This is a genomic window from Wenzhouxiangella sp. 15190, from assembly GCF_003417465.1.
Classification (GTDB): Bacteria; Pseudomonadota; Gammaproteobacteria; order Xanthomonadales; family Wenzhouxiangellaceae; genus Wenzhouxiangella.
On sequence record NZ_QVMV01000008.1, the window covers coordinates 1 to 13,039 of the forward strand.

A 13,039-nucleotide genomic window follows, 5' to 3' on the forward strand; every position below is an offset into this window, starting at 1 on the left:
AAAGTTGCCAGTGATAGCGGCCGGCCGGTTGGGCCGGACTCACCTGAGAAAATGAACTGCAGCACACCGGTCCAGTCTGCAATACTTTGCAAACCGTTGAGGTTAACTTTATCGTCAAAATGAAGGGTGCCGCTCCAAGCTAAGCTGTATATGGAGAAAATCAAAGCGACGCCCACGCCAAAAAAAATATACAGTACTAGCAGTGTCGGGTGTTTTGTCATATACGGGCCGAGAATGGAAGTTTGATCGATGCGTGTAGGTTATTCCAAGTTTGATGCGGCGTAGAACAAAAGTGAAGTTCTGACGGTACTATGAAGCACGTGCAGATGAAGAGCTAAGTCAACCTCAGTTTAATTTGGGGCTGCATCGTTGTATTGGTGAGCGAGTTTAGCAATTATTTTGACCCAATGTGAACGTGGTGGTGTTCTACCCCCGACATAACGAATGCATACACATAGGCCATAATAGTACTGATGGTGCGCCATGTCGAAAAGAGAAAGTTCAGCAATAAATTCAAGCAAGAGGCGGTCCGTCTGACCGAAGAGGCGGGCGTTAGCTGCACCCAGGATGCCTGCGAGCTGCAGATTGGCCCCAGTTTGCTGGCGCAGTGTCGCCGCGAGCAGGCCAAAGACGGCGAGTGAGCCATCCCGGGCTACGGCCAGTCGCGTGATGAGGGGCTAGCAGCTACAGCACCGGGAGCTGGCTCGAGTCTGGATGCATGCGCCTCAAGCGCCTCCAGGGTATTCTTCAGATGGCCCGTTGGGGCAAATAGCCTTCTGGGCAACGCACAGATGGTTTCAGCAGCCACCTTGGCGGGTTCTTGCACACGGAATAAGCCAACTCTAATTGGGATCTAACATTACCTATATTCGCACCGCAGAAGTTTAGCTGTGCCTATGTGTTGTGCTTGGTCCGCATCGAAAAGACTGTGTCGGCAGGTCCATGAGAAAGACACAGGATCGCCAACTGGGGCTTCAGGCTGTTTTGATGGTGCTGTGTCAGCGGAAGCATAACCCAAAGGTCGCATTGCATTCTGATCGAGAGTGGCGGTGTGCAAGCGCCGACTATTAGCGATCTCTCGTCGGGTCACAACCGGCTCTGCAGAATTCAGCGGTTTCGGAAGTTATATTGGAAAATGGTATAATCTTCTGTATAGGGAATCTAAGTGCTTGACAGCGGTAGAGGAAAAGTCTTATCCAAATCGTACGTGAATTGGGGGGACTGTCCGTCGCATGTTGTGCCAATTATAGGTTTTTACATCGTAAGTAACTTTTACTTGTGACTCCGGTTTATAGCGATAGTTAAATTATGTTTTCCAAGGGAAAATTAAAGATCCGGCTGCTGATGGCCTCCACATTGATTCCGGCGCAGCTCTTTATATTCAATATCACAACGATCGTGGTGGGAAATGAACAGTACCTGAGTTCGTCGCTTCCAGGACTTGTAGGGGGGTCTTTTCTGCCTTTTCTTGTTGTATCAACGGCTCTTTACCTGATTTCCAGAGCATTGGTTGATGAAGATCAAGAAAATATGATTTGGTTCGTACTGCCTGCAGGATTCTTCCTTCTTTGGATCCAGAGTCAGTTATTAGTGTGGGATTACGGAGGCCTTACAGGGGCATCAATTGATTGGAGGGGCTCTTCATGGCGAGGGTTGGTAGATGCCGTGATATGGATAGCAGTGGTTCTCACTGTTTTTCTGCTGCGAAGTCGTATCAGGTCAAATCTATTTCGCCTGGCGACTGCGATTGCGCTTCTACAGTTTGTTGTCAGCTTGTACAGCATTACTGGAGATATACTGAGTCGCAGCAATTCACTTTCGAAAGATAAGGGGCTGGAGTCGATCAGGGAGTTTTCTCAGGATCAGAACGTTATTCACTTGATAATCGACGGATTCCAGTCAGATATCCTCGAGGAGCTTCTCGAGAATGAACCCTATGGCTCGAGATATGCTGAGAAGTTTCAGGGGTTTACATTCTTCCGTGAGAACATTAGTGTTTTTCCTTATACGCAGTTTTCAGTTCCAACATACCTTTCAACGGAGATTTATCGCAACAAGCAGCAAAAAGAACAGTTCATTGATGGCGCACTGTCAGGTAATACAATTATATCAGAGGCGAAAAAGAATGGATTTAAAGTGGATCTCGCTGTTAATGGGCCGTATTTTACCAAGCGACACTCGGCTCTTCCACATGACAATATTGTGGATATCGATGAAGTTGCCTTAGGTAACAGTTTATTACGAGATCTGACCCTCACTTGGGATATGTCACTTTTTAGGTCGGTTCCGCACTTTGTGAAGCCCTTGATTCATAACCAACAGAAGTGGCTGTTTTATCGCTTTACCTTTGACGATGTTCGAAATAAGTTTGACTACTTTCTTCATACGGAATTTCTAAATAGGCTGTCTAAATCAGTAGTGGTGGAGAGCGGCAGGCCGGTCTATAAACTCATACACGTAGGACACACACATCGCCCTATGATCCTAAATCAACGGTGTGAATATGCCGGTAGGATACTGCCTGACACTCGCGTTACACTGGCCATTCAGTCTGCATGCACCATGGACAGAGTAATTGAATTTCTTGATCGCTTGAGGCAAGTTGGTATTTATGAGTCATCTCTAATTGTCATCCATTCAGATCACGGTGGATGGGTTCCAACCCTACGTGATGGCTATAAAATTCCTTTGGGTGATGGCCAGGCTCCTGATTCTGCAGCATCCCTGGCGTCGGCGCTACTAATGGTAAAACCCCCAGGCGCACAAGGCTCCTTAGAGACATCTAATAATCTAACCTCACTTATAAATATTCCAGATACCATTAGTGAAGTTATGAAGTTTGATGTTAGCTTTGGCCATGATTCTGTATTCAATATCAGAGAACAGGATCCGCCGACGCGAAAGCATATGTTTTATCTATGGCATCGAGATGAATGGGAGAACGATTTTACCCAACCAATTGTTGAATACACTATCCAAGGAAGTCACTTCGAATCAGAATGGCAAGAATCTAATATTTACGTTTCCAGAGAAGGCCTTCGCCTTAACTGATCTGTCTGATTGAGTCTATTTATAGAAGCCTGTTATTCGTTCTTGCCTGTTAATGATGATCATGTCCTAGTGAAATGGATAGTTCTAGGCTAGCTGCAGTTCCCGGTCGCGTGGCGGCAAGCTATAAGGCAGCTATTGCCAGGTCGTGGCTTTAGAGGCTATTCTGACAACATTTAAAATTCTGTCGAGCCGTAAATGTCTATGTCCAAACCAGTGGCCATGCTGGTTAGTCGTAACCTCCCTCCGCTTCAAGGCGGTATGGAACGTTTGAATCAGCATGTCTTTCTCGAGCTCAGACAAGCCTGCGATGTCTCTATTATTGGCCCTAGAGGTGCTAAACGGTATCTTCGCGATGCTCGACGTGTCCAGACTTGTCCGGTAACTCCCGTTTCACTTTTCTTGGCCTGCGCCAGTGTGAAGGCGGTCCGCTCGGCTCGTCGTCACCATCCAGTACTAATACTGGCCGGAAGTGGGGCCAATTCGGTGCCGGCTTGGCTGGCTGCCAAATTAAGTAATGTGCCGTGGGGCGTTTATCTGCATGGTCTCGATGTCCTGACTGAAAATTACTGGTATCAACGGGTCATGCTCCCGATTATTCGAAAGGCCGATTTTTTCCTTGCAAACAGCAGGGCAACGGCCGAGGTCGCTCAAAAGGCGGGGATTTCCGGCGAGCTCATTCACATACTGCACCCAGGGGTGACGTTTCCTGAGGAAATCCCATCTTCCGAGGCTGTCTTGGAATGGCGCCAATCAATTAATGTTGGTGATCGCCCGCTGATCCTTTCCGTTGGCAGGCTCATGCGTCGTAAAGGATTGCGGGAGTTTATCAGCAACGCCTTTCCGGCGATACTGACCCAGTATCCCCGCGCAATGCTGGTTATCGTAGGAAGTGAGCCGAGTGGGGCACTAAAAAAGGATGCGGTTGGCACAGCGGAGTTGCGAGATGCGGCAGCTGCAAGTGGGGTTTCCCGAAACGTGGTTTTCCTTGGCAAGATCGATGATGAGGCTCTTAGAATGGCCTACTGCGCATCTAGCATCCATGTCTTTCCAGTCCTTGAGCTATCAGGGGATATGGAAGGCTTCGGAATGGTGGCTATTGAAGCAGCCGCGCACGGATTGCCAACAATCGCCTTTCAAACCGGAGGAGTTTCGGATTCCGTTCGTGATGGTGTATCGGGCAGTCTGATCCCGCCGGGTGAGTACGATCAGTTCGCCCGTCACTGTTGCCAATGGTTGGCCCAGTCGGGCGATGTATTGGCTAGGAAGCAATGCCGGCAGTTTTCAAAGCAATTCGAGTGGCGCGAATTCGGTAAGTCATTGCGCGCTATCCCTCCTATCAGGAAGGCCTTGACATGAAAACCGACCACCGAACAGTCGCAAAATTTTATAATGAGGTCTACTACAGTGACATTAGATCAGTTATCAGCAGAAAGGTCTCTTGGCATCTGAAACGGCTGGCAACGAAACTGAATATTTTTCCCGGCCAAGCTTTGCTGGACGTTGCTTGCGGGGATGGAAAATGGCTACGCGTGGCCAAAGGTCGTGGAGCAAAGGTTGTGGGTTTGGACATTTCTGAGAAGGCCATTGAGTATTGCAGATCCTTAATGCCTGATGGTGACTTCCATTGTGGGCCTGCAGAAAAACTGCCTTTTGAGAACAATTCCTTTGATATAATTACTTGTCTCGGTTCACTGGAGCACTTTCTCAACCAAAGGGATGCATTGCAGGAGATGCATCGGGTTGCAAAACCAAACGGAAGGATTCTCATTCTAGTTCCGAATGCAGATTTTTTGACCTATCGATTAGGTTTATTCAAGGGGACCCAGCAGCGGGAGGTTCAGGAAACAATTAGGCCAATAGCTGAATGGGAGCGTCTGTTTGATTCGGTGGGTTTAAAGGTGGTCGGTCGTTGGAGAGACTTACATATATTTAACCGCCATTGGATTACTAGAAAGCCCGCTTGGATGATTCCTGCCAGGCTATTGCAGGCCTTCATGCTGATAATTTGGCCTATTAAATGGCAGTATCAAATACACTTTCTCTGTAAGCTCTCCAGTAACTCAGCCCAATCTCGGTGAGCGGAATTCCGGGGGGGTTCTACCCCGACAGCACGGACGCTTTCGGTAAGACTTTTCCTCTGTCCCTGGCACGGGCTTAGATCGCCTACGCCGCGGATTATGCCATCGTTCAATGTAGTCAAAGATATCAGAGCGAGCATCGGCGCGTGTCATGTAGTAACGGCGATTAACCCGTTCGCGTTTGAGCATTCCGAAGAAGCCTTCGCAGGCCGCATTATCGGCACAACTACCAACGGCACTCATGCTGTAGACCAGGTTGTGACCAGCAAGGAACCGTTGATATTCAGCACTGGTGAACTGACAACCTCGGTCAGAATGCAATACGACTTTCGAGTTGTCCTTGCGCTGCCACAGCGCCATCAACACGGCTTGAAGCACCAACTGACGATCCTGGATCTTACTCATCGACAAGCCGACAATGTCTTTTCGATGCAGATCGAGCACGACGCAAAGGTACAGCCAGCCTTCCGCCATTCGGATATAGGTAATGTCAGTCACCCACTTGGTGTTGGCTTCTTCCGTGTGGAAGTCCCGGCCAAGGTGGTTGCTGATACCGTCAGGGCGTTGTCCAGAAGGCTTCTTGTTCCACCGTCGCTTCTGCGGGATACCCTGGAGCCCGTCGACCTTCATCAGTCGGGCTACACGGTTCTTGCTGCACTTACGGCCCTCAAAGCGAAGTTCATCGTGCATTCTCGGGCTTCCCATTACGCCGTCACTTTCTTCGTGCAGAATCCGGATCCGGTCGGTCAGGACCACATTAGCCTGCGCCAGCCGGCTCAAAGGCCGCTCATGCCAGCCGTAGAAGCCGCTGGGCGACACGCGCAGGCATCGGCACATCATTCGGATCGGGTAGGCGCCGCGGCAGCGCTCGATCATTCGGTATCTCATTTCGACGCTTTCGCGAAGAACACCGCCGCTTCTTTTAAAAATCACGTTCCTTCTTCATCCGGCCTAGCTCGCAACGCATGGCCGCTAGCTCTTCATCACGAGACTGGACACGGCCTGGGAGAGCCTGCTGGCCGTCTTTGGCCAACTCCCGGCGCCATCGCGCTAGCAAATTACCCCCAATCCCCAGCTCGCGGGCGACTTGGGAGCAACTGACACCTGGCTCTTCGGTCAAGCGGACCGCTTCCTGCTTGAACTCGCTGCTGAACTTTCTTCGTTTCGACATGACGCACCTCCAGCACTATTATGGGGCTATATGGATGCGTCCGTTATGTTGGGGTAGAAGCCGGGGCGCTGTTTATAAAGTGGACCGTACTGCTGATGTCTCGACTATATCTAGGTCGGTTTGTCTCCCTTTCTTGCAATCCCGCCACGAATATCTTAAGTTGCGGCATGATGGCGGTGGTAACCAGGGTATCGACATGCGAAAGAGCAAGTGCAGCAAGGAGCAGATAACAACGTAGCGTAATTTTGGGAAAATACGTTACGGCATTGTCAGTTTATTCGATTGAAGTGATTCGCAGTGAGAGTGACTGTGCCGTGGACTAGGTTGCCCGTAATTGCGATCCCGCGATCAATGATGGCCGCGATTATAAAGAGATCCGGCTGTCTGCCTAGGGAGCCTCCTGCGCCGATCAGGAATTCTCGGATGCCAATGCCACCGGGGGTTAGAGGAACAACAGTGGCCAGGTCGGCAAATAGCGTTGTGGCAGCTAGTTCCCCAATCGGGGTGAGCGGGTCGAGGAGTACAGCAATAAAGATAATTCGACCTAGTCTAAGTCCCACCAGACTGACCTGTAGAAGCCAGAGTGGAACTAACTGATTCATTCTAGGGGCTGGGAAGTGGTATTGGAGCTCTTTGAGTTTGGATTGTAGCCTTACGGGTAGTCTATTAGTCAGTCGTCTGGAATAACGAAGTGCTGGGAGCGCCATAAATGGGATCAGTGTGCCTAAACCTCCGAGCAATATCACCGCCCAAAACGCCTTGGCGTGATCGAATAGGGCCGGAGCCACGGCTAGAAGAAACGCTCCCAAAGCAGCAATGAGGAGAATTGATTGCGTAGCTGTCGCCCATGCTAGCTGGGTGATCGAAAATAGATTTCTTGAACGCACGTGAATAGCTTGAGCTATGAAGCCGGCACCGCCAAGGCCGAGATTGTAAAAACCTTTTAGAGCTGCCAGTTCAAGGCTAGTTCGAAGCGTGAGGGCGGTATTGACAACTTTCAGTGACTGTATAAGCGAATAGGCTTGAATGATTCGAATTACGACGAAAATGGCAAAGAGGGCCGACAGTTCCACCCATGTGATCCGAGTAAAGGCCGCCTCGAGCATGCCAAATGCGCCGGAGCGGACCGCCAGGAAAATCGTGGCGGCGGTAAAGACAAAAGTGAGAGCAATCTTCCAGGGAGTCGGGATCATCTCTGGCTGATTTCGGGGATTAAAAGCATCTATTCGGCCCTGACCTGAAGTTCGGTGCATCGCGCTATACCAGAAAGTATCGTATGTCGGATACAAGACTACTACAGACTACCCGGTCGTTCGCTGGCAAGCGACTTTCCGAGCTCCTTATGTTAGTTGAGGCGATTGGTGGGGAAAGCTGTGCAATATTCATGACGGCGAATTTGATGTGTTGGAAAGCGTAGATCGGGTGAGGTATTCGATACTTGCTAATCGGAATACTGCTTAAAGTTCTGGCTCTTCTTGGGAACTGAAGCTTGAAGTCCAATGAAGACCGGATTATGTTCTGGCGATCTGCCCTTTCCATAGAAAGCGGTGGATAGCTTCTTGGATATAATATCTATAGCCTTGGCTCCTAAAAGTGATTCGGAAGTCTATCGTTTTGTAAAGTTATTCATTTTCTGCCGCGGTTATTGATGCCGCTATTATCAACAGTGAGCATCAATTAGTTGAAGTATAAATGTTGATAGAGCAATGGTGGTTTCACTTCTACTTATCCAGAGTCCACTCGGGTTCATTCCCGTATCCATATTTCTGCATCAGTGGTCCACATAAGGCATTGACGAGGTGACGCCGACTTTCGCTCCATGTGTGCCATCCAGATTCTGAGCCGTAACTCTCGTTGCGTTTTTCTAATGTGAATCGCTCGGGAATGTTTACGTAATAGGTATTCTGGGAGTGTTCTGCGCAAAAACGTAATAGGCCTGCTATATGTGTCTGGCTCTCTCGGCCAAATAGATCTTCAAATCTAAACATTCTGGCATTGTTTAGTTGTTGTGCATATCTATCGAGTCTCGAGTAGACGAAACGCCATTCCCACGCAAGTCGTCCGAATGTATCAAATTGTTTCCAGGCGTATCTCCATTCTTCATCCCCTATCGATCGCGGGGTTGGTCGTCCTGGGGGTATCCATCGGGGAAAATCGGTGAGTGTCCAGCGAGTTCCCTTGTTAAGCCATGATGAGATCCAGGTTCTGGGATCTCTAATAATTAATGCAATCTTGGCTGACGGCCAGATATCGCATATCTCATCACATGCCAGGTGCCACTGATAATTTGATTCAATAATAAGCGCCTGATTGATCTTCGCGTGATAGCGCTTGCGGATTTTGGCGATACGACTAGTTGAAGCAGAGCGCGAGAGTTTCCCCTTCAAGCGTAGCGTGCCAATCGCTCTGATTCCCGTATAGCCTGTCAGCTTTCCAAAGATTCCATGCCATATCCCAAGGTCTTTGAGGCGCCTTAACGAGCGAAAGTCTAGGGGATCAATAAGGTCAGGTTCGTGCTCGGAAAAGCTGCCTTCGATTGCTGAAGATATCTTATCGCCGAGAAAGCGTGTACCGGTGCGGCCCCCTGATACTATAAACACGAGATCTTTTTCGGATTTGATCGGCGTGGGCATTGGGATTCAGGTCTTGTCCTGATCTTTATAATTCAGTGCTGTTATCTGCTCTGATATGAGCCCTATCAGGAAGATGATAACCGCTGCGCTAAACATCAGTAGGCTCATGTTGGTGAACTGTCCTCTGGTCGTGTAGGTGTATAGGTAGTAGCTGATTGCAACAGCAAAGAAGCAGAAGCTGGTTGGTAAAAACAGTTTAAGTGGCGCATATAACGTCGCAACTTTAAAGATGATCACCAAAAAGCGCAGTCCGTCGTGTAGCGGCTGGATATGACTCTGGCCCTTTCTTTTCGTAGCCTCGATATAGATGAACTCTACTGGAAACCCGGAACGCATAAAGGCCATGGTGATGGTCGTCGGGTAGGAGAACCCGTTGGGCAGCAGGTACAAGTATTTCCTGAATTTCGTGGCGTTTACTGCCCGGAATCCAGAGGTCAAGTCGGGAATCGTGTGACCCGTAACGATTGATGCGATGATGTTGTAGGCGCCATTGGCCGCCAGGCGGGCCGAGTTGGCGTGTGACTTTCGACCCGCGCGCGCACCAACGACCATGTCGTAGCCGGCTTCCATTCTCTCAATCAGGCGCGGGATATCGGCCGGGTTGTGCTGCCCATCGCCGTCGAGGAAGACCAGGATTTCGCCTGCAGCACTGCGGGCGCCGCGTTTGACCGCTGCGCCGTTGCCTAGCGCATGTGGGTGGCGCTCCACCGTGGCGCCGGCTTCGCTGGCAATTTCCGCTGTTCGGTCGGTGGAACCATCGTCGACGACAATGATTTCGGCGTCTGGCAAGTGCTGGCGTACGCCTTCGACTACCTGCCCGATGGCGGCTTCTTCGTTTTTGGCCGGGATGATGATTGATAAGTTTTTCATGGAGGACATATTGGGGCAGTAGTGAAGTCTGGCACTTTAGCTAGGGCGGAGTTGATTTCAGCTAGCACCGAGTATCGCAAATAACTGCGATTCAGGCCAGCTTTGAAGGCAGTTGGATTGTGATCCGAAAGCTTCCGAGATAAGCTGCGGGACTGCACAATTCCAAGCAGGGGCCAGAGGTATGCATTCTGCCGTTCTGCGACGCCGTTTCGGGCTGTTGCTGGCCATTTTCGTCCTTTCGGGCTTTGCCGGGCTGGTCTACCAATCGATCTGGACTCATTACCTGGGCCTCTTCCTGGGGCATGCCGCGTATGCCCAGGTTCTAGTGCTCGCGCTGTTCATGGGCGGCATGGCGGTCGGTGCGGGATTGGTGGCCAAGTGGGGTATAAGCTGGAGAAACCTGCTCCGCGTTTATGCGCTAGTCGAACTGATCATTGGCGTGTTCGGGCTCGCCTTCCACTGGGTGTTCGTAGGTGTGTTAGGCCTGAGTTATGAGGTAATCATGCCGAGTCTGAGCGAGCCCTGGCTGGTTAGTGCCTGGAAGTGGTTGCTTGCGGCAAGCATGATATTGCCCCAGACCATCTTGCTCGGGATGACCTTCCCGCTGATGAGCGGGGGATTACTTCGGCGCTATCCGGACCACGACGGAAATGCCCTGGGAGGGCTTTATTTCACCAACAGCATCGGTGCCGCAGTGGGCGTTGTGGTGGCCGCGTTCTTCCTTCTGCCCCGATTCGGACTGCCCGGCGCGATGGTCACTGCCGGCGGCATCAATATCATTGTCGCGATTCTGGCCTGGTGGCTCGGCGCCGGGAAAGAGACGCCCCGGCCGGCTATTTCCGCGGGGGGGGCAGGAACGCTCTGACGGCAGCCGGCAACTTCTCTACCTGGTTCTCGGAGCAACTTTATTATCCAGCGCGGCGTCGTTTGCCTACGAAATTATTTTCGTGCGAATGCTCAGCCTAGCGCTGGGCAGCACGCTGCACGCCTTCGAACTGATGCTGGGGTCTTTTATCGCCGGTATCGCGCTGGGCGCGCTGTGGATCCGGGGTCGTGCGGATCGTACCGATGCACCGCTGAAGCTCGTGGCTCTCCTGCAAATCCTGATGGGGCTGACCGCTCTGATGGCGCTGGCGTTCTATGCGGGCGCCTTTGCCTGGGTTGGCTTTCTGATGGAGTCGCTGGCGCGGACTGATGGCGGCTACAGTCTTTTCAACCTGGGCACGGCGGCAATCGCCATTCTCATCATGCTGCCGACGGCATTTTTTGCCGGCACCACGCTGCCGTTGTTCACGGTCGCCTTGCTTCGCGACGGGCAGGGCGAGGCTTCAATCGGCCGCGTTTACGCCTTTAATACCATCGGGGCGATTGTCGGCGTGTTCGCCGCAATGCACCTCCTGATTCCTGTGCTCGGGCTGAAACTGGCTCTGGTGCTGGCAGCCTTGGTTGATATGGCGATCGGTGTCGTAATCCTGAGGATTACGGCAGTCCGAGACAGGGACCTGGCTGGTGTTGGCGCGGGAGTCGCTGTAGCCCTGCTTTCCATCTTGTTTGCTGTCACCCTGGTGACTTTCGATCCGCTGCGGCTGAGTTCCGGGGTATATCGGACCGGAAACGTGCAGCTCGATGAAGAGACCGAACTGCTGTTCTACCGTGATGGAAAGACAGCCAGTATTTCGACGTATCTGAATCCTGGGGGAACGGCGATCATCGCCACCAATGGGAAACCGGATGCCTCGCTGCAATTTAACGATGAGCGTTCGCCGACGATCGATGAGCCGACGATGATTGCCTTAGGTGCGTTACCGCTGGCTTACCTCCCTCATCCAGATTCAGCAGCAGTCATAGGATTTGGGTCGGGCATGACAACGCACACCCTGTTGGCCGATTCAGGGCTCGAGCGGGTTGATACCATCGAGATCGAGCGGGAGGTGATCAACGGCGCCCGGTGGTTCGGCGAACGTGTCGCCCGCGCCTACGAGGATCCGCGCTCGAACGTTATCATCGATGATGCCAAGAGCTATTTTGCCGGTCAGAAAAAGCGCTATGACCTCATCATCTCCGAGCCTTCCAACCCCTGGATCAGTGGAGTCGGGACGCTATTTTCGAAGGAATTCTACCAGTTTATCCCGCACTATCTTTCGGATGACGGTATTTTCCTGCAATGGTTGCAACTCTATGAAATTGATGACCGACTGGTCAGTTCAGTGTTGAATGCCATGGTGCCGGCTTTTGCGGATATCAACGGCTACTTGTCAAACAATGGTGATTTGTTGCTAGTGGCCAGCCAACGGCCGCTTGACGACCGGTTGGATTACTCCCGATTGTTTGAGGGGGAGCTGGCAGAAGAGTTGAGTCATGTCGGAGTAACGAGTGCTGAACATCTCGCGTTTCGCCGAGTAGCTGATAAAAAATTGCTGGCGGCGTTTGCAAGGCTCTATGGGTATCGGGCCAATAGCGATTATCACCCGGTTCTGAGTCTGGAGGCGCCCCGTACTCGATTTCGGGGCCTCAATGCCCAGCAACTTATCGGCCTGCCTACTCATAATCTTCCCTTATTGGAATGGCTTGGGGTCCGTGAAGTGCCGAGTTTGGGTGTAACAATGCCTGACCATGATCATTTTTCTGCTGATACACTCTCCAATGATGCCCGGCTCATTCGAAGCTTTCTCGTTCACGATGACATGGAAGCGCTTGCCGGCCTGGAAACGGGAATGCAAGCCTGGATGATGGAGCTCCGTGCGATCGGATCCATTTGCGAGCAGGATGGGAACGATGCGGTGGCCGGTGAGTGGCTGGTCCGGCGTTTGCAGAGTCTGGCCGAGCTGACCTTGCCTTACCTTGATCGTGAGGGCTTGTCCGGGCTTCTGATCGAACCCGTCTGGCTGAATTGCGAATCGCTTCCGCCGGGCATTGATCGGGTACTGGCCCTACTGGACGCAAACGCCCGACGTGACGCCGAGGCCATGGTGCAGCTGGGAAGGCATTGGCTGGAGGAGCTGGAAGCTCTGCCTGAGTCTTTGCGACAGTTCGACGCCTATGCCTTTGCCAGTCTGCAGCTCGGCCTGATCGGGCAGGAACGATACAGCGAAGCTGCAGAAATCGAGAAGGAGTTCGGTGCTCAGGTAGAGGCTACCGGCGAGTATGGCTTCGCTCGCTCGCTGCTCCTTGCCTGGCTGGATCAGCGTGAATGAGGCTTGGGTGCGTGATCGCCGGCCAGGAGGGTGATCAGATTC

The 13,039-nt window shown here is 51.7% G+C and carries 11 protein-coding genes; 6 read left to right on the top strand and 5 right to left on the bottom strand.

Annotated features, from left to right (window positions below; translation table 11 throughout):
* A partial coding sequence (locus tag DZK26_RS14390) for a hypothetical protein (protein ID WP_220337104.1) occupies positions 1–221 on the bottom strand: 221 nt, incomplete at its 3' end.
* A gap of 252 nt (positions 222–473) precedes the next feature.
* Between DZK26_RS14390 and DZK26_RS02290 the strand changes: the two genes are divergently transcribed.
* From DZK26_RS02290 to DZK26_RS02305, 4 genes are all read left to right on the top strand, one after another.
* Positions 474–641 carry a transposase gene (locus tag DZK26_RS02290; protein WP_116897924.1) on the top strand — a complete coding sequence of 56 codons (168 nt, stop codon included), beginning with the start codon at positions 474–476 and terminating at the stop codon, positions 639–641.
* A 667-nt stretch (positions 642–1,308) separates the two neighbouring features.
* Positions 1,309–3,051: a hypothetical protein gene (locus tag DZK26_RS14095; RefSeq protein WP_147306638.1), complete on the top strand. Its 1,743-nt coding sequence runs from the start codon at positions 1,309–1,311 to the stop codon at positions 3,049–3,051.
* A 195-nt stretch (positions 3,052–3,246) separates the two neighbouring features.
* Positions 3,247–4,407, top strand: coding sequence for a glycosyltransferase family 4 protein (locus tag DZK26_RS02300; RefSeq protein ID WP_116897926.1), 1,161 nt, complete (start codon positions 3,247–3,249; stop codon positions 4,405–4,407).
* A complete protein-coding gene (locus DZK26_RS02305; protein WP_116897927.1) occupies positions 4,404–5,129 on the top strand; it encodes a class I SAM-dependent methyltransferase in 726 nt (241 codons plus the stop codon). The genes DZK26_RS02300 and DZK26_RS02305 overlap by 4 nt, the downstream gene beginning before the upstream one ends.
* On the opposite strand, the gene DZK26_RS02310 is transcribed toward DZK26_RS02305, so the two are convergent.
* The 4 genes from DZK26_RS02310 to DZK26_RS02320 form a co-directional block, all read right to left on the bottom strand.
* A protein-coding gene (locus DZK26_RS02310) for an IS3 family transposase (protein ID WP_258870848.1) occupies positions 5,112–6,300 on the bottom strand; the annotation gives its coding sequence in 2 pieces (ribosomal slippage) (positions 5,112–6,057 and positions 6,056–6,300; 1,191 coding nt in all). The two genes, DZK26_RS02305 and DZK26_RS02310, sit on opposite strands and share 18 nt — an antisense overlap.
* 269 nt (positions 6,301–6,569) lie before the next feature.
* Positions 6,570–7,553 carry a lysylphosphatidylglycerol synthase transmembrane domain-containing protein gene (locus DZK26_RS02315; RefSeq protein WP_116897928.1) on the bottom strand — a complete coding sequence of 328 codons (984 nt, stop codon included), beginning with the start codon at positions 7,551–7,553 and terminating at the stop codon, positions 6,570–6,572.
* A gap of 468 nt (positions 7,554–8,021) precedes the next feature.
* Positions 8,022–8,933 carry a hypothetical protein gene (locus DZK26_RS14100; RefSeq protein WP_147306640.1) on the bottom strand — a complete coding sequence of 304 codons (912 nt, stop codon included), beginning with the start codon at positions 8,931–8,933 and terminating at the stop codon, positions 8,022–8,024.
* A gap of 6 nt (positions 8,934–8,939) precedes the next feature.
* Positions 8,940–9,812 carry a glycosyltransferase family 2 protein gene (locus DZK26_RS02320; RefSeq protein ID WP_258870849.1) on the bottom strand — a complete coding sequence of 291 codons (873 nt, stop codon included), beginning with the start codon at positions 9,810–9,812 and terminating at the stop codon, positions 8,940–8,942.
* Positions 9,813–9,984: 172 nt separating this feature from the next.
* On the opposite strand from DZK26_RS02320, the gene DZK26_RS14235 reads away from it, so the two are divergent.
* Together DZK26_RS14235 and DZK26_RS02325 are read left to right on the top strand one after the other, a co-directional pair.
* Positions 9,985–10,668, top strand: coding sequence for a hypothetical protein (locus tag DZK26_RS14235; protein WP_181918354.1), 684 nt, complete (start codon positions 9,985–9,987; stop codon positions 10,666–10,668).
* A complete protein-coding gene (locus DZK26_RS02325; RefSeq protein WP_258870850.1) occupies positions 10,583–12,997 on the top strand; it encodes a spermidine synthase in 2,415 nt (804 codons plus the stop codon). The genes DZK26_RS14235 and DZK26_RS02325 overlap by 86 nt, the downstream gene beginning before the upstream one ends.
* Positions 12,998–13,039: the final 42 nt, after the last annotated feature.

What these genes read in the sequence shown, in the direction of transcription:
- DZK26_RS14235 (WP_181918354.1), top strand. Translation starts at nt 9,985, where the DNA reads ATGCATTCTGCCGTTCTGCGACGCCGTTTCGGGCTGTTGCTGGCCATT.
- DZK26_RS02290 (WP_116897924.1), top strand. Translation starts at nt 474, where the DNA reads ATGGTGCGCCATGTCGAAAAGAGAAAGTTCAGCAATAAATTCAAGCAA.
- DZK26_RS02305 (WP_116897927.1), top strand. Translation starts at nt 4,404, where the DNA reads ATGAAAACCGACCACCGAACAGTCGCAAAATTTTATAATGAGGTCTAC.
- DZK26_RS02300 (WP_116897926.1), top strand. Translation starts at nt 3,247, where the DNA reads ATGTCTATGTCCAAACCAGTGGCCATGCTGGTTAGTCGTAACCTCCCT.
- DZK26_RS14100 (WP_147306640.1), bottom strand. Translation starts at nt 8,933, where the DNA reads ATGCCCACGCCGATCAAATCCGAAAAAGATCTCGTGTTTATAGTATCA.
- DZK26_RS02320 (WP_258870849.1), bottom strand. Translation starts at nt 9,812, where the DNA reads ATGTCCTCCATGAAAAACTTATCAATCATCATCCCGGCCAAAAACGAA.
- DZK26_RS14095 (WP_147306638.1), top strand. Translation starts at nt 1,309, where the DNA reads ATGTTTTCCAAGGGAAAATTAAAGATCCGGCTGCTGATGGCCTCCACA.
- DZK26_RS02315 (WP_116897928.1), bottom strand. Translation starts at nt 7,553, where the DNA reads ATGCACCGAACTTCAGGTCAGGGCCGAATAGATGCTTTTAATCCCCGA.